Origin of the sequence: Glutamicibacter sp. TV12E (assembly GCF_052441935.1) — a bacterium.
Lineage (GTDB): Bacteria > Actinomycetota > Actinomycetes > Actinomycetales > Micrococcaceae > Glutamicibacter.
On the sequence record NZ_JBQVVF010000001.1, the window covers coordinates 3179506 to 3202712 of the forward strand.

Sequence of the window (23207 nt, forward strand, 5' to 3'; positions counted from 1 at the left end):
ATGGGCGACCACACCGCATACGCCATTGATGTCGCATCGGTAAACCGGGAAGGTGTCGGGACTTCGGTCAACGGCGTCCTGATCGACCCGGTAACCCTCAAGCCCTACGTCGCCGACGAACAGGCCGCGCAGCACCAGATGCAGGTTGGTTCCCCTACCGACCAGGTCATGATCCTGTTGGCTCGCGGCGATCTTGCCGACGCCGGCGAACTGATCGCTGAATCCCGGCTGATCGATCCAACCAACGCGCACCTGCGCGTGCTCGATACCGAGCTGACCCGGATGCAGGGCGATTTTGATCGCGCGATCAATCGGCTGCGCAAGCTCTCCGAAGAGTTCGCCGGCACCGATTACGAACCGCTGATGCACCACCACCTGGGTCTTTCCTTCTTCGCGAAGGGCGATTTCAAGGCCGCGGCGACGCGTTTCCGCAAGGCGATGGACCTGCGCATCGAGCTGGGCGATGACGCCTACCTGGTCAACGCATCGAGCATCTGCCTGAATATCGCCGAAGAGCGGGCCGCGCAGTAACGAGCGCCACCGCGCGCAACCCTAACGGCCCGAGGCCGAGTAGGGTAAACTTGTAGATGGATTTTTGATAATGCCAGTGCATGCTGGTGTCAATAGAGGATTGAGGAAACGTGGCGGATACAACTGACATTAAAAATGGCGTGGTTCTGAAGATCGAGGGCCAGCTCTGGACCATCATCGACTTCCAGCACGTCAAGCCAGGCAAGGGCGGCGCTTTCGTCCGCACCAAGATGCGCAACGTGATGAGCGGCAAGGTGGTCGACAAGACCTACAACGCCGGAACCAAGATCGAAACCGCAACTGTTGACCGCCGCGATTACCAGTACCTCTACCAGGATGGCGACGACTACGTCTTCATGAACCTGGAAGACTATGACCAGATCACCGTCCCGGGCGAAACCGTGGGCGAGACCGCTGGCTACATGCTGGAAAACCAGGAACTGACCATCGCCATGCACGATGGCAGCCCGCTGTACCTGGAACTGCCAGCTTCGGTCGTTCTGGAAATCACCTACACCGAGCCTGGCCTGCAGGGCGACCGCTCCTCGGCCGGCACCAAGCCAGCAACCCTGGAAACCGGCAAGGAAATCCAGGTTCCGCTGTTCGTCGAGCAGAACACCAAGGTCAAGGTTGACACCCGCACCGGCGACTACCTGGGTCGTGTCAACTAGTGAGAGCCCGCGCCAAAGCCCGTCGCCGAGCCCTCGAATTCCTGTTTGAGGCTGAAGCCCGCGATGTCGACCCCATGGGTGTTGCCATCTCGCGCCGGGAAAACTCGGACATCGTGCTCAATGAGTACTCGTTGACGATCGTCGAAGGCGTCATGGCCCATCTGGACCGCATCGACGAAGTGCTGGAAAGCTACGTCAAGGACTGGACCATCGAGCGCATGCCGGCCGTTGACCGCGCTGCCCTGCGCATCGGCGTCTGGGAATTGCTCTACAACGATGATGTTCCCGATGCAGTAGCCGTGGCAGAAGCCGTGGTTAATGTTCGCGAGCTCTCCACCGACGAGTCCCCGGAATTCGTCAACGGCGTACTGGGCCGGATCCAGAGCGTCAAGGACACCCTGGTCGACTAAGATCGTTTCCCAGTCCCAGAAGCCTGGGTCGGAACTCCCTTTCGCGGGGTTTTCCGGCCCAGGCTTTTTTGCGCCCTGGAACATTCTCTTGCCATGGTCGATCCGCCCGGCAAGAATGGCGGGATGAACCACGTACCTGAACGATGGAGCGAATCGGTGCAGCTTCCCGACATGTGGCTGGACCCCGATCAGGACCCCAGGGATACAAACGAGCCGGATCCAGCAGGGGAGCAGGAAACCTACGCCAGATATCTTCGGGATTACAGGCTCACCCTGGAGCTGAAATGCGAAGGCCTGGCGCCCGGGCAGCTGGCCCGACGCTCTGTGCCTCCTTCGACCATGTCCTTGCTCGGACTCCTGCGCCATCTGGGCGAAGTCGAACGCGACTGGCGCAATTGGATCAGCGACGGCAAGAGGATTGCACCGATCTACGGCGGGCACGGTGCGGATTTCGACGGGGTGCGGCCCGAGCCTGAATGCCTCGCCCAAGCACTGCAGATTCTCCATGAAGAGCAGCACGCCACGGACCGGGCGCTGGCGAACTTTGCGGACCTCGGGCAGCGTGTTGGCAGGGAAGAGGTGATCGTGCGCGAGCTGCAGGTGCACCGGATCGAAGAATATGCCCGGCATTGCGGCCACGCGGATTTGCTGCGCGAACGCATTGACGGGCGCGTGGGGCAATAGTGCGCCGGCTCTAGCACCGAACAGCTGCCCAGCGGATGTGCCAAAGCCAACAGCAGCTGGCCTAGAAGCCCGATCCGCGCGCCGATCTGCAGTAAATCGCCGGTGCGCCCATGGCAGGCACGTCACCAGGTGGCGCATCTCACCGATCATCCAGTGTCATGCATAGCTTTCCGCTAGGGAATCGCTGCCGGCTCATGATAATTTGAGGTAGCAATATTCCTTTAAATCCCGTCCTGTGAGGCGGAGAAGGGAGAGGTGCACAGCATGAATGAAAATTCAGTGCCAGATGTGTCGCGCACGGTGCTTACCGGCGACGATATCGATCGTGTACTCACTCGCGTGGCTTTCGAGATCATCGAAGCCAATAAGGGCACAGACGACCTAGTGCTCCTGGGCATTCCCAGCCGCGGTTTCCCGCTGGCCCAGCGCTTGGCGCAGCGCATCGCCGCTTCCGCGCCCGGCGATCTCGATCCGGCAGCTCTTGTCGGCCAGCTCGACATCACCATGTACCGCGATGACCTCCGCCACTCCACCACGCGCACCCCGTCGCCGACCCGGCTTCCTGCCGGCGGGATCGACGGCAAAGTCGTGGTGCTGGTTGACGACGTGCTCTACTCCGGCCGCACTATTCGCGCCGCACTGGATGCCCTCGCCGACTGGGGCCGTCCGCGCATCGTCCGCCTCGCCGTGCTCGTGGACCGCGGCCACCGCGAACTGCCCATCCGCGCCGACCATGTGGGCAAGAACCTGCCCACCGCCAAGAGCGAAAAGGTGCGTGTGCACCTGGCCGAAATCGACGGAACCAACGAAGTGATGATCGAGGGCGTAGCGTGAAGCACCTGCTATCCACCGCGGATTTGACCCGCGAAGAAGCCATCTCCATCCTGGATATCGCCGAGGAAATGCGCGAATCCGGAACCCGTGCCATCAAGAAGCTGCCGGCGCTGCGCGGACGCACCGTGGTGAACCTCTTCTTCGAGGACTCCACCCGAACCCGCATCTCATTCGAGGCTGCCGCCAAGCGCCTGAGCGCTGACGTCATCAACTTCTCCGCGAAGGGATCGAGCGTCTCCAAGGGCGAATCGCTGAAGGACACCGCGCAGACCCTGTTGGCCATCGGCGCCGACGCGGTAGTCATCCGCCACCCGGACTCGGGGGCCCCGGCCCGCCTTGCTGCCACTGATTGGATCGGCCTGCCGATCGTCAACGCTGGCGATGGCACCCACGAACACCCCACCCAGGCGCTGCTGGACGCATTCACCCTGCGCCGCCAGGTGGCCTTGCGCAATGGCACCAGCCCGGCCGGACAGGGCCTGGATGGGCTGAAGGTCGCGATCGTCGGGGATATTCTGCATTCCCGCGTGGCCCGCTCCAACCTCTGGCTGCTGAACGCCCTGGGCGCCGAGGTCACCATGGTGGCCCCACCAACCCTGCTGCCGGTGGGTGCGCACTCCTGGCCCTGCACCATCAGCTACGACCTGGACGCAGTGATCGCGTCGGGCGTTGATGCGCTGATGATGCTGCGTGTCCAGGGCGAGCGCATGAACGCCGCCTACTTCCCGAACCCCCGCGAGTACTCGCGCTACTGGGGGCTGGATGATGCGCGCCTGGGCCAGCTGGATTCCAGCGGCGCCGAAACGCTGATCATGCACCCGGGCCCGATGAACCGGGGCCTGGAAATCTCCTCGGCCGCCGCGGATTCACCGCGTTCCACCGTGCTCGACCAGGTCACCAATGGCGTGGCCGTGCGCATGGCCAGCCTCTACATGCTCCTCTCCGGCGACCTGATCTGAAAGAAGAACCCATGAACTACTTGATCCAACAGGCCGCCATCCTCGGCGGCGAAGCCCAGGACGTGGTGATCGTCGACGGGAAGATCGCCCAGATCGGCTCCATCGAAGCCAGCGGCGACGTCCAGGTGGTTGACGCGAAGAATCTCGTGCTGCTGCCAGGGCTCGTTGATACCCACACCCACTTGCGCGAACCGGGCCGCGAAGATGCCGAAACCGTGGAAACCGGTTCCCAGGCTGCAGCCAAGGGCGGCTACACCGCGGTGCACGCCATGGCCAACTCCACGCCGGTGGCCGATACCGCCGGCGTGGTCGAGCAGGTCTACGAGCTGGGCCGCAAGGCCGGATGGGTGGATGTCCGCCCGGTCGGCGCGGTCACCGTGGGCCTGGCCGGCAAGCAGCTGAGCGAAATCGGCGCCATGGCCGACTCGCGCGCCCAGGTCAAGATGTTCTCCGATGACGGCATCTGCGTCTGGGACCCGCTGCTGATGCGCCGCGCCCTGGAATACGTGAAGGCCTTCGACGGGGTCATCGCCCAGCACGCCCAGGAGCCGCGGCTGACCGAAGGCGCCCAGATGAACGAGGGCGAAGTCTCCTCGATCCTGGGCATGCCGGGCTGGCCAGCGGTCGCCGAGGAGTCGATCATCGCCCGCGACGTGCTGCTGGCCGAGCACGTCGGCGCCCGCCTGCACGTGTGCCACGTCTCCACAGCCGGTTCGGTGGAAATCATCCGCTGGGCCAAGGCGCGCGGAATCAACGTCACCGCCGAGGTCACCCCGCACCACCTGCTGCTCACCGATGAGCTGGTGCGCACCTTCGACCCGGTCTACAAGGTCAACCCGCCGCTGCGCCGCGAAGCCGATGTGCAGGCCCTGCGCGCCGGCGTCGCCGATGGCACCATCGACGTGATCGGCACCGACCACGCACCGCACCCTTCCGAGTCCAAGGACTGCGAATGGGGGGCTGCCGCCATGGGCATGACCGGACTGGAAACCGCCCTGTCCATCGTCCAGCACACGCTGGTGGACACCGGGCTGCTGGACTGGGCCGACGTCGCCCGCATCACCTCCGAAGTTCCGGCGCAGATCGGCCGCGTTGCCGACCAGGGCCGCCCGATCGCCGTGGGGGAGCCAGCCAACCTGGCCCTCGTGGACCCGGCCGCCCGCTGGACGGTGGACCCCTCGGCCATGGCCACCAAGGGCCGCAATTCGCCGTTCGCCGGCATGCAGCTTCCTGGATCGGTGCGCGCGACCTTCTTCCACGGCCACCCCACGGTGCTCGATGGCCAGCTGGCAACCCCAAGGGCGGCCCATGCCTGAGGGAGCACTCGGCCCGGTCATCATCACGATTCTGGTCATCATCGCCGGAATCTCGCTGATCCTGATCGGCTGGCGGAACCTCAAGGCCCGCCAGGCGCAGATCCCCGAGCCCTTTGAGGCCTTCGAGGATTCGATCGAACACAGCTTCACCGGAATGTACGTGGCCACCACGAAGTTCGACGACTGGCTCGATCGCATTGCCGTGCACGATCTGGGAGTGCGCTCCAACGCCACCTTGGAACTCGGGGCGAGCGGTGTGCATCTGGTCAGGCCGGGCAGTCGCGATGTGCACATTCCATGGGAGCACTTCGATGCGGTCAGGCGATCGAACGGGATGATCGGCAAATTTGTCGAGAAGAACGGGCTGATCGTGATCAGCTGGAATCGCGAAGGCTTCAATTTCGACACCGGATTCCGTCCCCGGTTCTCCGAGGACACCCCCAAGATTTATCAGTTGCTGGCGTCGCATGGCGACGTAAGCCGAGCAGGAGACAAATAAGTGAATTCCCTGAGCAACCTACCAGCCGTGTTGGTACTCGAAGATGGCCGCATCTTCCGCGGGCGCAGCTATGGCGCCGTGGGCACTACCCTGGGTGAAGCAGTCTTCACCACCGGCATGACCGGCTACCAGGAAACCCTGACTGACCCTTCCTACGCGCACCAGATCATCGTGCAGACCTTCCCGCACGTGGGCAACACCGGCGTGAACTCGCAAGACCCGGAGTCCACCCGGATGTGGGCCGCCGGCTACGTGGTGCGCGACGCCGCCCGCCGTCCGAGCAACTGGCGCAGCGAGCGCACCTTGGATGAGGATCTGAAGGAATACGGCATCGTGGGCATCCGCGGCGTGGACACCCGCGCCCTGACCCGCCACCTGCGCGAAGCCGGCGCCATGAAGTCCGGCGTGTTCTCCGGCGAGGCCGCCGCGAAGTCCGATGCCGAGCTGATCGAGATCGTCAAGGCCCAGCCATCGATGGCCGGCCGGAACATCTCCGCCGAAGTTTCGGTGGATTCGGCCTACATCGTCGAGCCGGCCGACCACGGCTACGAGGGCGCTGCCAAGCACACCGTGGCCGCGATCGACCTGGGCATGAAGTCGATGACCCCGCACCGCCTGGCCGAACGCGGCCTGCGCGTGCACGTCTTGCCGCACGATGCGACCCTGGAGGATATCAAGGCCACCGGCGCGAACGGCGTATTCTTCTCCAACGGCCCGGGCGATCCTGCCACCGCCACAAAGCAGGTGGAACTGGTCCGCTCGGTGCTCGACGCCGGACTGCCGTACTTCGGCATCTGCTTCGGCAACCAGATGCTCGGCCGCGCCCTGGGCTTTGAGACCTACAAGCTGCGCTTCGGTCACCGCGGCATCAACCAGCCGGTGATGGACAAGGCCACTGGCCGGGTGGAAATCACCAGCCAGAACCACGGTTTCGCCGTGGACGCCCCGATCGAGGGCGAAATGACCGCACCGGTCGAGCGCTTCGGCAAGGTCGAGGTTTCGCACTTCTCGCTCAACGACCGCGTGGTCGAAGGCCTGAACTGCCTGGACATCCCGGCCTTCTCAGTGCAGTACCACCCAGAAGCGGCATCTGGCCCCCACGATGCCGCCTACCTCTTTGACCGCTTCATCACCGCGTTGGATTCCGCCGCAGAAAAGGACAGCAAGTAATGCCTAAGCGCACCGATCTGAAATCAGTTCTCGTCATCGGTTCGGGCCCGATCGTCATCGGACAGGCCGCTGAATTCGACTACTCCGGCACCCAGGCACTGCGCGTGCTCAAGGAAGAGGGCCTGCGCGTTGTCCTGGTGAACTCCAACCCGGCGACGATCATGACCGACCCGGAATTCGCCGACGCCACCTACGTGGAGCCGATCACCCCGGAGGTCGTTGAGAAGATCATCGCCAAGGAGCGCCCGGATGCGATCCTGCCTACCCTGGGCGGCCAGACCGCGCTGAATACCGCCATCGCGCTGGACAAGTCCGGCGCCCTGGAAAAGTACAACGTCGAGCTGATCGGCGCGAACATCGAAGCCATCGAGCTGGGCGAGGACCGCGAGAAGTTCAAGGGCGTCGTCGAACGCTGCGGCGCCGAATCGGCCAAGTCCGTGATCGTGCACACTTTGGACGAGGCCTTCGCCGCCGTCGAGGAGCTGAAGTACCCGGTTGTGGTGCGCCCATCATTCACCATGGGCGGCCTGGGCTCGGGCATGGCCTACAACCCGGAGGACCTGCGCCGCATCGCCGGTGCCGGCCTGCAGTACTCGCCCACCACCGAGGTGCTCCTTGAGGAGTCGATCCTGGGCTGGAAGGAGTACGAGCTGGAGATGATGCGCGACAAGAACGACAACGTCGTGGTCGTCTGCTCCATCGAGAACTTCGACCCGGTCGGCGTGCACACTGGCGACTCGATCACCGTGGCCCCGGCCATGACCCTGACCGACCGCGAATACCAGAAGCTGCGCGACATCTCCATCGCCGTGATCCGCGAGGTCGGCGTGGACACCGGTGGCTGCAACATCCAGTTCGCCATCGAGCCGGACACCGGCCGCGTGGTGGTCATCGAGATGAACCCGCGCGTTTCGCGCTCCTCGGCTCTTGCCTCCAAGGCCACCGGCTTCGCGATCGCCAAGATCGCCACCAAGCTGGCCGTGGGCTACACGCTGGATGAGATCCCGAACGACATCACCCAGAAGACCCCGGCCTCCTTCGAGCCGGCCCTGGACTACGTGGTCGTGAAGGTCCCGCGCTTCGCCTTCGAGAAGTTCCCGGCAGCGGACAAGACCCTGACCACCACCATGAAGTCGGTCGGCGAGGCGATGGCCCTGGGCCGCAACTTCACCGAAGCCCTGCAGAAGGCCCTGCGCTCCCTGGAGCAGAAGGGCTCGGAGCTGAGCTTCGAAACCATCGACGAATCCGAGCACGAAGCCGTGCTGGCCTCCATCGTGAAGGGCTCCACCGAGCGCCTCTCGCTGGTCCAGCGCCTGCTCTACTCAGGTGTCTCGATCGAGCGCCTCTACGAAGCCACCTCGATCGATCCCTGGTATCTGGACCAACTGGCCCTGATCAACGAGACCGCGCAGCTGGTGGCGGCGAACAAGGACCTGCCGGTTGAAGTATTGCGCGAAGCCAAGCACCACGGCTTCTCCGATGCACAGCTCGCGCAGCTCACGGGCAAGTCCGAGGCCGTGATTCGCGGCATCCGCCACGCGCTGGGCGTGCGCCCGGTCTACAAGACCGTGGACACCTGCGCCGCCGAGTTCGAGGCCTTCACCCCGTACATGTACTCCTCGTACGACGAAGAGACCGAGCTGGCCACCCACGAGAAGAAGTCGGTCATCATCCTCGGTTCGGGCCCGAACCGCATCGGCCAGGGCATCGAGTTCGATTACTCCTGCGTCCATGCGGTGATGGCACTGCGCGCCGAGGGCTACGAGACCGTCATGGTCAACTGCAACCCGGAAACCGTCTCCACCGACTACGACATCTCCGATCGCCTCTACTTCGAGCCGCTGACCCTGGAAGATGTCCTCGAGGTCATCCACGCCGAAGAGCAGACCGGCGGAGTGCTCGGCGTGTTCGTGCAGCTCGGCGGCCAGACCCCGCTGAAGCTTGCCGCCGAATTGAAGGCCGCCGGCGTGCCGATCCTGGGCACCTCGCCGGAGGCCATCGATCTGGCAGAACACCGCGGCGCTTTCCAGCGTGTGCTGGATAACGCCGGTCTGATCGCCCCGAAGAACGGCACCGCCGTCTCCTTCGCCGATGCCAAGGCGATCGCTGACTCCATCGGCTACCCGGTGCTGGTCCGCCCTTCCTACGTGCTGGGTGGCCGCGGCATGGAGATCGTGTACGACGAGGCCAACCTCGAGCGCTACATCGCCAATGCCACCGAGATCACCGTGGACCACCCGGTCCTCGTTGACCGCTTCCTGGAAGACGCCATCGAGATCGACGTCGACGCCCTGTACGACGGTACCGACCTGTACGTTGGCGGCATCATGGAGCACATCGAGGAAGCCGGCGTGCACTCCGGGGACTCGGCGTGCACCCTGCCTCCGATCACCCTGGGCCCGGATGTGCGCGACCGCGTGAAGGCTGCGACCTTGGCCATTGCCGAAGGCGTGGGAGTGCGCGGCCTGATCAACATCCAGTTCGCGCTGGCATCGGACATCCTGTACGTGATCGAGGCAAACCCCCGCGCCTCGCGCACCGTGCCGTTCACCTCCAAGGCCACCGGGGTGCAGCTGTCCAAGATTGCCGCCCTGATCGGCGTTGGCAAGACCCTGGCCGAACTGCGCGGCAGCTACCTGCCAGCCTCCGGCGATGGCGCGCACCTGCCGGACTCGGCACCGATCGCCGTCAAGGAAGCGGTCATGCCATTCGCCCGCTTCCGCACGCCCGAAGGCAAGGTCGTCGACTCGCTGCTCGGCCCTGAGATGCGCTCCACCGGCGAAGTGATGGGTATCGACAAGTACTTCGACACCGCCTTCGCCAAGTCTCAGGCCGCGGCGAACAACCCGCTGCCAACCTCCGGCAAGGTCTTCGTTTCGGTCACCAACCGCGACAAGCGCTCGATCGTGCTTCCGGTCAAGCACCTGTCGGACAACGGCTTCGAGATCATCTCCACCGGCGGCACCGCAGAGGTGCTGCGCCGCAACGGCATCCCGACCAAGGTTGTGGGCAAGCTGCACGAAGGCGGGGACTCGATCGTCGATCTGATCAACGCCGGCGAAATCGGCCTGATCCTGAACACCCCGTCGGGTTCCGATGCCCGCGGTGACGGCTACGAAATCCGCGCGGCCGCCACCTCGGTGGGCACCCCGGTGATCACCACGGTTGCCGAGTTCGGCGCCTCGGTCCAGGCGATCGACGCACTGCGTGAATACGCGTGGGATGTCACCAGCCTGCAGGAGCACGAAGCCAACCTGAGAGCAGCTCGCAATGCCTAGCCCGATCCCATTTGGCGAACGGCTTCGTTCGGCCATGCAGGCTTGTGGCCCGCTGTGTGTGGGAATCGACCCGCACCCGGCGTTGCTGGAAGCGTGGGGGCTGGACGACACGGCCGAAGGCGTGCGATCTTTCTCACTGACCGTCGTTGAGGCAATGGTTGGCGCCGCGGCAATTCTCAAGCCTCAGGTTGCCCTGTATGAGCGCTTTGGTTCGGCCGGATTTGCGGTGCTGGAAGAGACCTTGGCGGCTGCCAAGTCCGCTGGCCTGCTGACTCTGGCCGATGCGAAGCGCGGGGATATCGGTTCGACCATGGCCGCCTATGCGACCGCGTGGCTCGATGACCGCTCTCCACTGGCTTCGGACGCTGTGACTCTCAGCCCATATTTGGGCTACGAGTCCTTGCGGCCGGCGCTGGATCTGGCGGCCGCCACTGGCAGGGGAGTGTTCGTTCTCGGGCTGACTTCCAACCCGGAAGGTCCATCCGTGCAGCACGTCGGCGGTGAAAACTCGGTTGCTAAATCTATTATCGACCAAGTCACCGCAGAAAATTCGGCTGCAGAAGATTTAGGCCACGTTGGGCTTGTCGTCGGAGCAACGATCGGCGACGCGCCTGAGAGGCTGGGAATCGACCTGAAGGCGAGCAAGGCGCCGCTGCTGACACCTGGACTGGGCGCGCAGGGTGCCACAGCCATTGATATCGCCACGTCATTCGCCTCGAGCTACTCGCAGGTGCTCGGCACGAGCAGCCGCGACGTTTTGAAAGAGGGGCCGAATGTAGCGGCGCTTCGTGAGAAAGCGCTGAGGGTTCGCGATGAATTGATCGCCGCCGGCTAGCGAAAATTCCGCTTAGTGACAGAAACGCGTTGTGGCTACTAGAGTTTCTAGTAGCCACAACGCGTTTAGTCTTGCAAAAGCAGCGTTTGAAAGCTATGTTTCTCAACATAGCCTTAGTCAATTACACATTAAGGATGGCTGAACGATGGTACTGCGAGAACTCTCTGACGAAGATCGTATCCGGGCCCGCGCCAAAGCCCTTGCTGCTCGCACACGTCGTGCGGAAATCAAGGCGGAGTTCAGCGCCGGCAAAATTTCCATCACCGAGGTACTAGACTTGGTTTACGAAGATGAAGCCGTGGGACGCATGCGTGTCATGGACCTTCTGGAATCGGTGCCGGGCGTAGGCGAAGTACGCGCGGCGAACTTGCTGGAGCGCCTTGGCATTTCACCATCACGCCGCCTGCGCGGATTGGGCCGCAAACAGCGCACCGCAATCACCGAGCACTTCAAGCAAAGCCCGCCAAAAACGAAAGTGTAGTCAATGACCGCTGCGTCGGTAACTGTTCTAGCCGGCCCCACGGCAGTAGGTAAGGGCACCGTCTCCACCTATATCCGCGATAATTATCCAGATGTCTGGCTCTCGGTGTCGGCGACGACCCGAAACGCACGACCAGGGGAACAGGACGGAGTCCACTACTTCTTTGTGGGCCCGGAACGTTTCCATGAACTAGTCGAGGAAGGCCAGATGCTGGAGTGGGCTGTCGTCCACGGCCAGAACAGCTACGGCACGATCCGTTCGACGGTCGAGGATGCAGTAGCAGAAGGCAAAAAAGTTCTGCTGGAGATTGACCTGCAAGGTGCCCGCCAGGTCAAGGAATCGATGCCGGAAGCAAAATTCGTCTTTTTGGCACCACCATCGTGGGAAGAATTGGTGCGCCGGCTTGTTGGGCGCGGCACTGAATCGCCCGAGGAGCAGCAGCGCCGCCTAGAAACCGCTAAACTAGAACTTGCGGCGGAATCAGAATTCGACGTGACCATCGTTAATGACGATGTTGCACGTGCCGCCGAAGAGCTTGTAGCCCTCATGGGGCTAAAGAACGACAAATAGGGAGTCCTGTGTCCAACCCAGAGGGAATCATTAACCCATCGATCGACTCGTTGCTTGAGACCAACGACTCGAAGTACGCCATCGTGCTCAATTCGGCTAAGCGCGCACGCCAGATCAACGCGTACTACGCCCAGCTCAACGAAGGCCTTTTCGAATACGTAGGCCCACTGGTTGAAACCAAGCTGAACGAAAAGCCACTGACCATCGCCTTGCGCGAGCTGGATGAGAGCCTGTTGAAGGTTACTCCGGCCGAGGTCATCGAGGACTAATCGAAAAGTCGGCGCCCTGATCGGGCGCCTTCTTTTTCGTTAAGCACCTTTAACCAAGATCTCCACCACGGCCTGCCGGTTATGGCAGGGCCGATAGATTTTATTGAGTTCTCACCGCACAGAAAACTTCGAGGAAGTACTTCGTGAAGCGAATCGTCCTAGGCGTCTCGGCAGGAATTGCCGCCTACAAGTCTGTTCTCCTGTTGCGCTTGCTGCGTGAAGCCGGGCACCACGTCGACGTGATCCCGACCAGCAATGTAGAAAACTTTGTGGGAATTGCCACGTGGGAGGCGCTATCGGGCAACCCCGTCACCGCAAGTGTTTTCGAGGCGGTCGAAAACGTGAATCATGTGCGCCTGGGCCAATTAGCCGACCTGGTGCTCGTTGTCCCGGCAACGGCCGACATCATGGCCAAAGCCTCGGCGGGGATCGCCGATGATCTGCTGACCGGCACCTTGCTGGCAACCCGCGCACCTGTCGTCATGGCTCCGGCCATGCACACCGAAATGTGGCAACACGCGGCAACCCGAAACAATGTAGCCACCCTGCGGGAACGCGGCGTGCGCATCATTGAGCCGGCATCAGGGCGGCTGACCGGAAAGGATTCCGGACCCGGCCGATTGCCGGAACCAGAAGAGATCTTCGCGTCCATCCAGGACTTGCTATCCGAGCCGATCCTGGCCGGCATCTCCGTGCTGATTACCGCTGGCGGCACACGCGAACCGCTGGACCCGGTGCGTTTCCTGGGCAATCGCTCATCAGGCCGTCAGGGTGTTGCCCTGGCCGAAGCAGCACGAGCGGCAGGGGCCGAGGTCACGCTGATCGCCACGCACCTGGAAGTACCGCCACCGCATGGGGTGAACCTCATACACGCATCGAGCGCGCTTGAACTGCGCGAGGCAGTCTTCGAACACGCCCCGGGCAAGGACGTGCTCATCATGAATGCCGCGGTCGCAGACTTCCGGCCAGCGACGATCGAAAACTCGAAAATCAAAAAGCGCGACGATTATTCAGCCCCGGTGATCGAGCTGGTGCGCAACCCCGACATCCTGGCAGAAATAGTCCAGGAACGCGGCACGAAGGCCCAGCTGCCGCCCTTCATCGTCGGCTTCGCCGCGGAGACCGGAGATGACCAGGGCACGGTGCTGGACTACGGCCGGGCGAAACTTCGGCGCAAGGGTTGCGAGATGCTGGTCGTCAACGAGGTCGGCACGACGCTGACCTTCGGCCAGGAAACCAACGCCATTCAGGTGCTCTTTGCCGACGGCAGCGAAACGGTGCAAGCGGCCGGAAGCAAATTGGATGTGGCCCGTGTAGTCATCGAACAAATTTCCCATGCAATAAAAGGACATGCAGGCGACATCTCGTGAGCTGCGCCATAGGGCGCTTAGTCACGTATCGTCGCAACAACTGCTTAACGGTCCACCAGACCAGATAGAGTAAAAAGGTGACTTCAACAACCCCTGAACTTCGTCTCTTCACCTCGGAATCCGTAACCGAGGGACACCCGGACAAGATTTGCGATCAAATTTCGGACGCGATCCTCGACGCCATGCTGGCGCAGGATCCGGACTCCAAGGTCGCCGTCGAGACCCTGACCACCACCGGCCTGGTGCATGTGGCAGGAGAGGTGACCACCAACGGCTACGTGGAGATCCCTGAGATCGTCCGCAAGACCATCCTGGACATCGGCTACGATTCCTCCGCGAACGGCTTCGACGGGGCACGCTGCGGCGTGTCCGTGTCCATCGGCCAGCAGTCCCAGGAAATCCACGACGGCGTGTTCAACTCGCTGGAATCGCGCGAAGGCACGGCCAAGGATCCTCGCGACCTGCAGGGCGCGGGAGACCAGGGGCTGATGTTCGGCTATGCCTCGGATGAGACCGAGTCGCTGATGCCGACCCCGATCTTCTTGGCACACCGCCTTTCCGAGCGGCTGACCCAGGTGCGCAAGAACGGCCGCATGCCGCTGCTGCGCCCGGACGGCAAAACCCAGGTCACCATCGGCTACGACGGCGACCAGCCGGTCTCCGTGGACACCGTTGTGGTGTCCAGCCAGCACGCTTCGGAATACGAACTGGCCACCTTGAAGGCCGACCTGCACGAAGAGGTCGTCACCCCCATCCTGGAGCGCTCCGGCTTGGACGTGTCCAACACCAAGATCATCTTGAACCCCTCGGGGCCCTTCATCATCGGCGGTCCGGTGGGCGACGCCGGCCTGACCGGCCGCAAGATCATCGTGGATACCTACGGCGGATTCGCACGCCACGGCGGCGGCGCGTTCTCCGGCAAGGATCCATCGAAGGTGGACCGTTCGGCCGCCTACGCCATGCGCTGGGTAGCGAAAAACGTCGTCGCTGCCGGCCTGGCGCGTCGTGCAGAAGTCCAGGTTGCCTACGCGATCGGCGTGGCACACCCAGTTGGACTCTACGTGGAGACCTTCGGCACGGAAACCGTGGACCCGGCCAAGATCACCAAGGCCATCAACGAGGTCTTCGATCTGCGCCCGCTGGGCATCATCGAAGACCTCGACTTGAAACGCCCGATCTACCGCAAGACCGCTGCCCACGGCCACTTCGGCCGCGAGGACAACGACTTCACCTGGGAGAAGCTGGACCGAGTCGACGCATTGCGCAACTGGTTCAACGCCTAGGAACTGCCGAGTGCAGCAAGATGCCCTCATCGCAGCACCCGAGCCGACCCGCATCAAGCGGGTTGCCCGGGTGCTGATTGATTCTTCCGTCCCGCACCTGGACCGGTTGTTCGACTACGAGGTTCCGGCTTCGATGGAACAGCAGGCGGTGCCCGGGATCAGGGTGAAGGTTCCTTTTGGACCGCAACAATTGGCGGGATTCATCGTCGAGATCCTCCAGGACCACGCCACCACGATGAAATTGCGGCCGCTGGCCAAGATCGTCAGCGACCAGGTAGCGCTCTACCCGGAGGTCGTTGCCGCGGCAAGCGACATTGCCGCGCGATATGCCGGGACGCTGTGGGACGTTGTGCGCTCGGCCGTGCCCGCCAGGGCCGCGAAGGTCGAAAAAGAAGAACTTCAAACAACAGCGCCTGTTTTGCCCCAGGGGCCAAATCAGCTTGAACTCTACGAGCACGGCTCCCAGGCGCTGGAAGCCTGGGGAACCGGCAAAACGCTTCGCGCCGTCGCCACCTGGGTGCCCAATGTGGACGGATTCTGGCCCAAGTTCCTCTTGGATGCCTGCCGTCCGGTACTCGAGCGCGGCAAGCGCGTCCTGCTGGTCGTCCCCGATGCCCGGGATCTGAAAATCCTCGGCGGCTACTTGGACGAAGAGTACGGGGCAGAATCCTACGCGCGCTTGCAGGCCGATGACGGGCCAACGCCAAGATACCGCAATTACCTTCGCGCCATTGGCGGCAATGTCCAGATCGTGATCGGCACCCGTTCTGCGGCCCTGTGCCACGTACCGGATCTGGAACTGATGATCGTCTGGCAGGACGGCGATCAATCGCATCGCGAACAGCGTGCTCCCTATCAGCACAGCAGGGAAGTGGCCCTGCTGCGCAGCGCGCAGGCAGGTATTTCGCTGCTGATCGCCGCGCCATCGCGATCGGTCGAAGCGCAACGCCTGGTTGCCACCGAGTGGGCCATCGAGCTGAAATTGCCACGCGGCTTGCTGCGTGCGCACACTGCCCGGGTCGTCGCCACCACCAATGACTTCGAGCTGGAGCGCGATCCGATGCTGGCTCGCGCCCGCATTCCGTCCGTGGCGTGGCGTGAAGCGACGAAGGCATTGGAATCCGGCCCGGTCTTGGTGCAGGTGGCACGGACCGGATTTGTACCGGCGGTATCCTGCCAGGATTGCCGCATGCTGGCTCGTTGCACCATCTGCCAGGGCCCTTTGCATATTGCCGGCAAGCAGTCGCATGTGGCTTGCCGCTGGTGCGGCGAGCAGTTCCATGACTACCGGTGCCAGAATTGCGGCTCGCCGAGGATCCGGGCTGCCAGCATCGGAGCCGAGCGCACGGCCGAAGAACTGGGCCTGGCCTTTCCGAAGGTCGCTGTTATTTCCTCCACCGGAGCAAAGCCAGTAGAAAAAGTTCCCGGAAAACCGGCGCTCATCGTGGCCACGCCGGGAGTCGAACCGATAGCTGAAGGCGGCTACAGCGCGGTGCTGCTGCTCGATGCCGACAAGATGCTCGCCCATGACTCGCTGCGCAACGCCGAAGAAGTCCTCGCCCGCTGGTTTACCGCGGCCTCCATGGCCAACAGCGACGGGGTGGTCGTGCTTACCGGCAATCCGAGCCCAGCCGGTGCGAGCCTGGTGCGCTACGACCCGTCGAGCTTCGCCGAACGCGAGCTGGCTGAGCGCCGTGAAGTCGGGCTGCCACCGGCCGTGCGCAGTGCCGTGATCAGCGGGCCGGGAGCGCAACGCCTGATCGCCGCGCTGGATGTTCCCACGCGCGCCCGCGTGCATATCCATGGCCCGACGGTTATCGACGGCCCGCCCATAGAGCATCGCTACGTGCTGTTCTTCTCCTACGCCGATGGCCTCGACGTCACCAGCGTCCTGCGCCAGCTGAGATCAAGCATGTCAGCCGCCAAGGATCCACTGGTGAATATCGCGATCGACCCGGACAGCGTACTTTAGCTGCCGCTGGGCAGGCTGCGCAACGACCGCAGGAAGGCGTCTATTTCGCGGGCGGTTTCCGGCGCCTTTTCGTAGTGGATCAAGTGCCCGACCCGTTCGAGCATGACCAATTGCGCGCGGGCGAAGCTGTTGCGCAGCTCCTCCTGGGTTTGCGGGGTGCCAAGTTCGTCCTGCATGCCGCCGATCATCAGCGTCGGCAACGTGATTCCGGGGGAGTAGTGGCCGACCGTGGAGCTGATGGAGGCCCGGTAGGCTTGGGCCAGGGTGCTGCGCGAATGGAAACCGCCGAAGTACCGCCGATGCTGCTCGCGCACATAACGGCGGATCTGCGGATCCTTGCTCTTGGTCATCACAAAGCTCATCGCATCGCTGAAAAGGCCGGAGCGAAGCAGCGGCTCGGCGATGCTCGCCGGAAGCGTGGCGCAGACCGCGTAATAGGCGCTGGTGATTTTGGCCAGCAGCGCTTGCGAGGAATCCAGCGCGGGCTCGGAGATCGGGTTGAGCAGCAGCAGCGATGCAAAGGGCCGATCCGTCGCCAATTTCGCGGCGACGATCGAACCGAAAGAATGGCCGAGCAGGTGGATGCTGTCATCCAAGTTCAGCTCGTCCGCCAGCGCGTCGAGCAGCTGGGCGTACCCGTCGACGTCGTGCTCCATGGAAGTCATGGACGTCGAGGCGCCAAAACCGGGCAGATCGGGAACGATCACCGTGTAGTTTTCCAGGTGGTCCACGATCCGGGCCAAGCCGTGGTGGTCGCCGCGGAAACCATGGACCGCAAAAATCACACCACGTGCAGGTTCTTGCGCCACCGTCGTGAAGACGCGCAGTTCGGCGCCATGGAGGCGATGCGTGGAAACAAGTTGTTCTCTTTGCAGCATGGCTAAAATCCTACCCGTCCAAAAGCGCCAACGCCGTGCCCTCGTCGATGACGAGGTCGGTGATCAGCCCGCCCTTCAACGCCGCGCGCACCGCTTCAAGCTTCCCGCGGCCGGCAACCACGCAGAAGCGGGTGGGCACCCTGAGCAGGGAATCCAGTGCTGGACCAGTCGAGCGGGCATTGAGGGAGATGTTGGAGCTATTCCCGTCCTTGTCGAAGAACACGGTAGCCACATCGCCGACCACTCCCATTTCCCGCAGCTCCTGAGTCTCGCTCTTGGTCAGATACCCGCCGCGGTACACCTGGGAAATGACCGCCGAACCAGCGGAACCCAACGAGAAGACTGCCAGGTTCATCTCTTGCTGCACTTCAAGCACACGCCTGATTGACGTTTCCTGCCACATTGCTTCACGGGTGGACGCGCGATCGAAAAATGCGGGCACCGGGAACTGCTCGGTCCGCGCGGTGAAGGCATGGCCAAAGCGGGTGAGGATATCGCTGGCGTAGCTGACCCCGCTGCTGACCGGATTGGCGGCGCCATTGAGCTGCACAATTTTCGTGTCATGGGTCGGATGGGATGCCAGTGCCGTGGATACCGCCTGCATGGTGGATCCCCACGCGACGCCAACGGTCATCGAGGAGGAGACGAGATCGCCCAGCAAATAGGCTGCGTGCGCCGAGACGCGAGCGAGCAATTCGGAATCTGGCATGGACCCGTCGGTGGGCACCACGTTGAAAGTCACCCCGTAGTGCTCGGAGAGCTGGTTTCCCAGCAGGGCAGACATGTTGGCGCTGGGGGTGATGCTGATCGAAACCATGCCGGTGCGCTTTGCGTGAGTGAGCAGGCGGGAGACCGTGGAACGCGAAGTCCCCAGCTCCTTGGCTATCACTTCCATCTTCATGTCCTGCAGGTAGTACAGCTGGGCCGCCCGCAATGCGTCCTTGGCCTTGGGTGTGGTGTGCACAGATGTGCCAGTCACGCCACGCTTGTAGGTTCCCCCGGATGGAATTTTCTTCATCAATCTGACCATTTCTGCACGTTTGTGCATTTTGTTTGACCGATTTGCCGTTCACTCACAAGACTAGCCTCAGACTCATTCAATTGTTACAAAGGGGCACACATCGTGATTCGGGAACAGCTATCCAAACTGCGTGAACGCCCGCAAGCGCGGGTACTGGTAGTTGGCGGCGGCATCAACGGCGTAGCGACTTTCCGCTACCTGGCCATGCAGGGAATCGACGTCGCGCTGATTGAACGCGGCGACTACAGCCAGGGTGCCTCCGGCGCCAGTTCGCATATGATCCATGGCGGCATCCGCTACCTGGAGAATGGCGAATTCCGCCTGGTGCACGAATCCGTGCAGGAACGCAATTCCCTGCTGGAAATCGCGCCCCATTACGTGAAGCCGCTGCAAACCACCATCCCGATCTTCTCCACCTTCTCCGGAATCCTCAGCGCACCGACGCGTTTCCTCACCCACAAATCGGGAAAGCCGACCGAGCGCGGCGCGGCACTGATCAAAGCCGGCCTGATCATGTACGACGTGTTCGCCGGCATCGGCGGCCGCAACACCCCGTGGCACAGCTTCAAGTCCGGCAAGGCGGCCCGAAAGGACCTGCCAGAATTGCGCGACGATGTGAAGTACACCGCAACCTACTTCGACGCATCGGTGCACAACCCGGAACGCCTCACCTTGGATGTGCTGCGCGAAGGCCTGAACGCCAACGATCAGGCCCGGGCCACCAATTACGTTGAACTCGCCGGAGTTGACGGCGGCACCGCCAAGCTGCGCGATGTCCTGACCGGCGACGAATTCGACTTTGACGCCGAAGTGATCATCAACGCGACCGGCGCATGGGTTGATTTGACCAATAAGGAATTGGGCCGCGAAACCAAATGGACCGGCGGCACCAAGGGATCGCACATCGTCCTCGATCACCCGGAACTGCTCGAAGCCACCGGTGGCCGCGAAATCTTCTTCGAACACGAAGACGGCCGCATTGTCTTGATCTACCCGATGCTCGGGCGAGTGCTGGTCGGCACCACCGACCTCGAACACGACATGAACGAACCAGCGGTATGCACCGATGAAGAAGTCCAGTACTTCTTCGATCTGATCCACCACGTGTTCCCGGGCATCAAGGCCACCGAGGACCAGATCGTCTACAAGTTCTCCGGCGTGCGCCCACTGCCAAATCACGACGACACCGCGCCTGGCTTTGTATCGCGCGACTATCAGGTCAAGGAAACGCGCCTGACCGACAAGACCACCATGCTCTCGCTGATCGGCGGAAAGTGGACGACCTTCCGCGCGCTGAGCGAGAATTTGGGCGGCCAGGCCCTGGCGTTCCTGGGCGAGCGCCAAGTGCAGTCGACTGCTGGCGTGCCCATTGGCGGCGGCAAGAACTTCCCTGCCAATGAAGGCGCGCTGGCTGCCTGGTACGCGGCCCGCGAATCCAAGGCTTCGCGTGACCGCCTGCGGGTATTGCTTGAGCGCTACGGCACCCGGGCCGACCACGTCCTGGAGCAGCTGGGTGGTAAAGAGCAGATGCTGGAGCACACCGACGAGCTCTCGTGCCAGGAAATCACCTACATGGCAAACAATGAGCAGGTTGGCCGCTTGATCGACGTTTTCATCCGCCGCACCAACCTTGCCTTCCGTGGCTTGGTGACAAAGAATTTGGTCATCGAGGTAGCCAACTGCCTAGCTGACCCAATGGGTTGGGACCAATCCCAGCTGCAAACCGAAATCGACCATTCGCTCTCGGTTCTCGCAGATAGCCACGGAGTGATCCTGGGCTAATCTGCCACGTGGCCGGCGGCAAGTAGCCGCCGGCAGTCGAAATCACTAAGAGGTCAAAGATGTCCACTCACGTGTTTCTTGCCGAGCTTGTCGGCACTTTCATTCTCCTATTGATGGGTGGCGGCGTCTGCGCGAACGTTGCCCTGAAGGGAACCCTCGGCAGCGCCGCAGGCTGGGTCGCCATCAGCTTTGGCTGGGGCCTCGCCGTTTATTGCGGCGTCTGGATAGCCGGCATTTCCGGAGCCCACCTGAACCCAGCTGTCACCCTGGGCCTGCTGGTTAACCCGGATGTCGCAGAATACGCACCCGGCGTTGCCAAAACCCTGGCCAATACCCTGCTGTACTTCCTGGCGCAATTTATTGGCGCCTTCCTCGGAGCCGTCGGCACCTGGCTGACGTACAAGAAGCATCTGGATGATCCGCAGAATGCAGGCACCCAGCTAGGAGTTTTCTCCACCGGACCGGCCATCCGCTCCTACGGTTGGAACCTCGTCACCGAAATTTTCGGTACCTTCGTCCTGGTGTTCGTGATCGCAGGGCTGGGACATACTCCTCATGAGCTTGGCCCGCTGGCTGTTGCGCTATTGGTTGTTGCCATTGGCCTGTCCCTGGGCGGTCCTACCGGTTACGCTATCAACCCATTCCGTGACCTTGGCCCACGCGTTGCCCACGCCATTTTGCCGATCAAGGGCAAGGGATCCTCCGACTGGGCCTACTCGTGGGTGCCATTGGCGGGACCAGCAATCGGCGGTATCCTTGGCGGACTTGTCGCCGCTCTAATGTTCTAGAAAGAGAGCAGTAAATCATGAGTGAAAAATTTGTGATCGCCATTGACCAGGGCACAACCAGCTCCCGTGCGATTGTCTTCAACCACGCGGGCGACGTGCACTCGGTCGGCCAACTTGAACACGAACAGATCTTCCCGGCCGCTGGCTGGGTAGAGCACGACCCAGCCGAAATCTGGAACAACGTGCGCGAGGTGATCGGCCAAGCCCTGTCCAAGGCCAATCTGACCCGTCACGACATCGAGGTTGTTGGCATTACCAACCAGCGTGAAACCACCGTCGTTTGGGACAAGACCACGGGTGAAGCGGTCTACAACGCCATTGTCTGGCAGGACACTCGCACCCAGGACATCGTTGACGAGCTGGCAGCTTCTGGTGGCGTCGACCGCTACAAGGAAACTGTGGGCCTGCCACTGGCCACCTATTTCGCGGGCACCAAGATCAAGTGGATCCTGGACAATGTGGAAGGTGCTCGCGAGCGTGCCGAAGCCGGCGACCTGCTTTTCGGAACCACCGACAGCTGGGTTTTGTGGAACCTGACCGGTGGCACCGATGGCGGTGTGCACGTTACCGACGTGACCAACGCTTCGCGCACCCTGTTCATGGACTTGAAGACCCTGCAGTGGGATGAGAAGATTCTCGCTGATTTTGGTGTTCCTCTTTCGATGATGCCTGAAATTCGTTCGTCATCCGAGGTCTACGGCAACGTGCACACCAACCAGCTGCTGCGCGAGGTACCAGTTGCCGGCATCCTCGGCGACCAGCAGGCGGCCACCTTCGGGCAGGCCGCATTCACCGCTGGTACCGCGAAGAACACCTACGGCACCGGCTGCTTCCTGATCTTCAACACCGGCACCGAAATCGTGAATTCGACCAATGGTCTTCTGACCACCATGGCCTACAAGCTCGGCGATGCCAAGCCGGTGTACGCACTGGAAGGATCGATTGCGGTAGCCGGATCCCTGGTCCAGTGGTTGCGCGACAACATCGGCATGATCTCCTCCGCACCGGAAATCGAAGAGCTGGCGGCCAAGGTGGAAGATAATGGCGGCGTGTACGTGGTGCCTGCATTCTCCGGCTTGTTTGCGCCGTATTGGCGTTCGGATGCCCGTGGTGCCATTGTGGGCCTGACTCGATTTGCCAATAAGAACCACATCGCCCGTGCCGCATTGGAGGCCACCGCATTCCAGACACGCGAGGTCCTGGATGCTGTGAACGCCGACGCCGAAGTACCGCTGACCGAGCTCAAGGTCGATGGCGGCATGGTTGCCAACGAGGCGCTGATGCAGTTCCAGGCCGACATCTTGGGTGTACCCGTGGTTCGCCCGAAGGTTACCGAAACCACTGCCTTGGGTGCGGCCTATGCTGCCGGATTGGCTGTGGGCTTCTGGAAGGATTTGGGCGAGTTGGAAGCCAACTGGTCCGAGGACAAGCGCTGGGAGCCAACCATGGATGAACAAGCGCGCGAGCGCAACCTGCGCCTGTGGAAGAAGGCCGTGACCCGCACCTTCGACTGGGTCGACGAGGACACCAAAGCCTAATCGCTTGCCCTTGCACGAAAATTGAGCATGAAACGACGCCCGAACCTGCAAAGGTTCGGGCGTCGTTG

22 protein-coding genes are annotated in these 23207 nt (G+C 62.4%); 20 read left to right on the forward strand and 2 right to left on the reverse strand.

Features of this window, described 5'->3' with window-relative positions; genetic code table 11:
* The 17 genes from ACT7DV_RS15165 (at nucleotide 1) to ACT7DV_RS15245 (ending at nucleotide 17132) form a co-directional block, all read left to right on the forward strand.
* Nucleotides 1-531: a hypothetical protein gene (locus ACT7DV_RS15165; RefSeq protein WP_060701664.1), complete on the forward strand. Its 531-nt coding sequence runs from the start codon at nucleotides 1-3 to the stop codon at nucleotides 529-531.
* Between the two features lie 110 nt (nucleotides 532-641).
* On the forward strand, nucleotides 642-1202 hold the full coding sequence (efp, locus tag ACT7DV_RS15170; protein WP_060701663.1) for an elongation factor P: 561 nt from the start codon (nucleotides 642-644) through the stop codon (nucleotides 1200-1202).
* Nucleotides 1202-1612, forward strand: coding sequence for a transcription antitermination factor NusB (nusB, locus tag ACT7DV_RS15175; RefSeq protein WP_060701662.1), 411 nt, complete (start codon nucleotides 1202-1204; stop codon nucleotides 1610-1612). The genes efp and nusB overlap by 1 nt, the downstream gene beginning before the upstream one ends.
* Before the next feature lie 123 nt (nucleotides 1613-1735).
* Nucleotides 1736-2296, forward strand: a complete 561-nt coding sequence (locus ACT7DV_RS15180; protein ID WP_444663793.1) for a mycothiol transferase — start codon at nucleotides 1736-1738, stop codon at nucleotides 2294-2296.
* Nucleotides 2297-2560: 264 nt separating this feature from the next.
* Nucleotides 2561-3130, forward strand: coding sequence for a bifunctional pyr operon transcriptional regulator/uracil phosphoribosyltransferase PyrR (pyrR, locus tag ACT7DV_RS15185; RefSeq protein WP_060701661.1), 570 nt, complete (start codon nucleotides 2561-2563; stop codon nucleotides 3128-3130).
* Nucleotides 3127-4089, forward strand: coding sequence for an aspartate carbamoyltransferase catalytic subunit (locus ACT7DV_RS15190; RefSeq protein WP_444663796.1), 963 nt, complete (start codon nucleotides 3127-3129; stop codon nucleotides 4087-4089). The genes pyrR and ACT7DV_RS15190 overlap by 4 nt, the downstream gene beginning before the upstream one ends.
* Nucleotides 4090-4100: 11 nt before the next feature.
* Nucleotides 4101-5405 carry a dihydroorotase gene (locus ACT7DV_RS15195; protein ID WP_444663797.1) on the forward strand — a complete coding sequence of 435 codons (1305 nt, stop codon included), beginning with the start codon at nucleotides 4101-4103 and terminating at the stop codon, nucleotides 5403-5405.
* On the forward strand, nucleotides 5398-5904 hold the full coding sequence (locus tag ACT7DV_RS15200; RefSeq protein ID WP_444663798.1) for a PH-like domain-containing protein: 507 nt from the start codon (nucleotides 5398-5400) through the stop codon (nucleotides 5902-5904). The genes ACT7DV_RS15195 and ACT7DV_RS15200 overlap by 8 nt, the downstream gene beginning before the upstream one ends.
* Nucleotides 5905-7074, forward strand: coding sequence for a glutamine-hydrolyzing carbamoyl-phosphate synthase small subunit (carA, locus tag ACT7DV_RS15205; RefSeq protein ID WP_444663800.1), 1170 nt, complete (start codon nucleotides 5905-5907; stop codon nucleotides 7072-7074).
* The gene (gene carB, locus ACT7DV_RS15210) at nucleotides 7074-10352 is read left to right on the forward strand and encodes a carbamoyl-phosphate synthase large subunit (RefSeq protein ID WP_444663802.1); all 3279 of its coding nucleotides are present in this window, start codon (nucleotides 7074-7076) and stop codon (nucleotides 10350-10352) included. The genes carA and carB overlap by 1 nt, the downstream gene beginning before the upstream one ends.
* A complete protein-coding gene (gene pyrF, locus ACT7DV_RS15215; RefSeq protein WP_444663804.1) occupies nucleotides 10345-11187 on the forward strand; it encodes an orotidine-5'-phosphate decarboxylase in 843 nt (280 codons plus the stop codon). Before carB ends, pyrF begins: the two co-directional genes overlap by 8 nt.
* A 145-nt stretch (nucleotides 11188-11332) precedes the next feature.
* Nucleotides 11333-11668 carry an integration host factor, actinobacterial type gene (gene mihF / locus ACT7DV_RS15220; protein WP_013349055.1) on the forward strand — a complete coding sequence of 112 codons (336 nt, stop codon included), beginning with the start codon at nucleotides 11333-11335 and terminating at the stop codon, nucleotides 11666-11668.
* A gap of 3 nt (nucleotides 11669-11671) precedes the next feature.
* Nucleotides 11672-12238, forward strand: a complete 567-nt coding sequence (gmk, locus tag ACT7DV_RS15225; RefSeq protein ID WP_060701654.1) for a guanylate kinase — start codon at nucleotides 11672-11674, stop codon at nucleotides 12236-12238.
* A gap of 8 nt (nucleotides 12239-12246) precedes the next feature.
* A complete protein-coding gene (rpoZ, locus tag ACT7DV_RS15230; protein WP_146275167.1) occupies nucleotides 12247-12507 on the forward strand; it encodes a DNA-directed RNA polymerase subunit omega in 261 nt (86 codons plus the stop codon).
* Between the two features lie 143 nt (nucleotides 12508-12650).
* On the forward strand, nucleotides 12651-13877 hold the full coding sequence (coaBC, locus tag ACT7DV_RS15235; protein WP_444663807.1) for a bifunctional phosphopantothenoylcysteine decarboxylase/phosphopantothenate--cysteine ligase CoaBC: 1227 nt from the start codon (nucleotides 12651-12653) through the stop codon (nucleotides 13875-13877).
* A gap of 77 nt (nucleotides 13878-13954) precedes the next feature.
* Nucleotides 13955-15160, forward strand: a complete 1206-nt coding sequence (gene metK, locus ACT7DV_RS15240) for a methionine adenosyltransferase (protein WP_060701651.1) — start codon at nucleotides 13955-13957, stop codon at nucleotides 15158-15160.
* Between the two features lie 10 nt (nucleotides 15161-15170).
* Nucleotides 15171-17132 (forward strand): primosomal protein PriA, encoded by a 1962-nt coding sequence (locus tag ACT7DV_RS15245; RefSeq protein WP_444663809.1) that lies wholly within the window; start codon nucleotides 15171-15173, stop codon nucleotides 17130-17132.
* On the opposite strand, the gene ACT7DV_RS15250 is transcribed toward ACT7DV_RS15245, so the two are convergent.
* Together ACT7DV_RS15250 and ACT7DV_RS15255 are read right to left on the reverse strand one after the other, a co-directional pair.
* A complete protein-coding gene (locus ACT7DV_RS15250; protein WP_444663811.1) occupies nucleotides 17129-18010 on the reverse strand; it encodes an alpha/beta fold hydrolase in 882 nt (293 codons plus the stop codon). The genes ACT7DV_RS15245 and ACT7DV_RS15250 overlap by 4 nt on opposite strands.
* 10 nt (nucleotides 18011-18020) lie before the next feature.
* A complete protein-coding gene (locus ACT7DV_RS15255; protein WP_444663813.1) occupies nucleotides 18021-19028 on the reverse strand; it encodes a sugar-binding transcriptional regulator in 1008 nt (335 codons plus the stop codon).
* Nucleotides 19029-19133: 105 nt separating this feature from the next.
* Between ACT7DV_RS15255 and ACT7DV_RS15260 the strand changes: the two genes are divergently transcribed.
* The 3 genes from ACT7DV_RS15260 to glpK are packed head-to-tail and all read left to right on the forward strand — an operon-like array spanning nucleotide 19134 to nucleotide 23139.
* Nucleotides 19134-20813, forward strand: coding sequence for an FAD-dependent oxidoreductase (locus ACT7DV_RS15260; RefSeq protein ID WP_444663815.1), 1680 nt, complete (start codon nucleotides 19134-19136; stop codon nucleotides 20811-20813).
* Between the two features lie 59 nt (nucleotides 20814-20872).
* The gene (locus tag ACT7DV_RS15265; protein WP_444663817.1) at nucleotides 20873-21601 is read left to right on the forward strand and encodes an MIP/aquaporin family protein; all 729 of its coding nucleotides are present in this window, start codon (nucleotides 20873-20875) and stop codon (nucleotides 21599-21601) included.
* Nucleotides 21602-21618: 17 nt separating this feature from the next.
* Nucleotides 21619-23139: a glycerol kinase GlpK gene (gene glpK / locus ACT7DV_RS15270; RefSeq protein WP_444663818.1), complete on the forward strand. Its 1521-nt coding sequence runs from the start codon at nucleotides 21619-21621 to the stop codon at nucleotides 23137-23139.
* Nucleotides 23140-23207 lie beyond the last annotated feature (68 nt).

What these genes read in the sequence shown, in the direction of transcription:
- ACT7DV_RS15255 (WP_444663813.1), bottom strand. Translation starts at nt 19,028, where the DNA reads ATGAAGAAAATTCCATCCGGGGGAACCTACAAGCGTGGCGTGACTGGC.
- pyrR (WP_060701661.1), top strand. Translation starts at nt 2,561, where the DNA reads ATGAATGAAAATTCAGTGCCAGATGTGTCGCGCACGGTGCTTACCGGC.
- ACT7DV_RS15250 (WP_444663811.1), bottom strand. Translation starts at nt 18,010, where the DNA reads ATGCTGCAAAGAGAACAACTTGTTTCCACGCATCGCCTCCATGGCGCC.
- ACT7DV_RS15265 (WP_444663817.1), top strand. Translation starts at nt 20,873, where the DNA reads ATGTCCACTCACGTGTTTCTTGCCGAGCTTGTCGGCACTTTCATTCTC.
- gmk (WP_060701654.1), top strand. Translation starts at nt 11,672, where the DNA reads ATGACCGCTGCGTCGGTAACTGTTCTAGCCGGCCCCACGGCAGTAGGT.
- ACT7DV_RS15180 (WP_444663793.1), top strand. Translation starts at nt 1,736, where the DNA reads ATGAACCACGTACCTGAACGATGGAGCGAATCGGTGCAGCTTCCCGAC.
- ACT7DV_RS15195 (WP_444663797.1), top strand. Translation starts at nt 4,101, where the DNA reads ATGAACTACTTGATCCAACAGGCCGCCATCCTCGGCGGCGAAGCCCAG.
- ACT7DV_RS15165 (WP_060701664.1), top strand. Translation starts at nt 1, where the DNA reads ATGGGCGACCACACCGCATACGCCATTGATGTCGCATCGGTAAACCGG.
- carB (WP_444663802.1), top strand. Translation starts at nt 7,074, where the DNA reads ATGCCTAAGCGCACCGATCTGAAATCAGTTCTCGTCATCGGTTCGGGC.
- pyrF (WP_444663804.1), top strand. Translation starts at nt 10,345, where the DNA reads ATGCCTAGCCCGATCCCATTTGGCGAACGGCTTCGTTCGGCCATGCAG.
- ACT7DV_RS15200 (WP_444663798.1), top strand. Translation starts at nt 5,398, where the DNA reads ATGCCTGAGGGAGCACTCGGCCCGGTCATCATCACGATTCTGGTCATC.
- glpK (WP_444663818.1), top strand. Translation starts at nt 21,619, where the DNA reads ATGAGTGAAAAATTTGTGATCGCCATTGACCAGGGCACAACCAGCTCC.
- mihF (WP_013349055.1), top strand. Translation starts at nt 11,333, where the DNA reads ATGGTACTGCGAGAACTCTCTGACGAAGATCGTATCCGGGCCCGCGCC.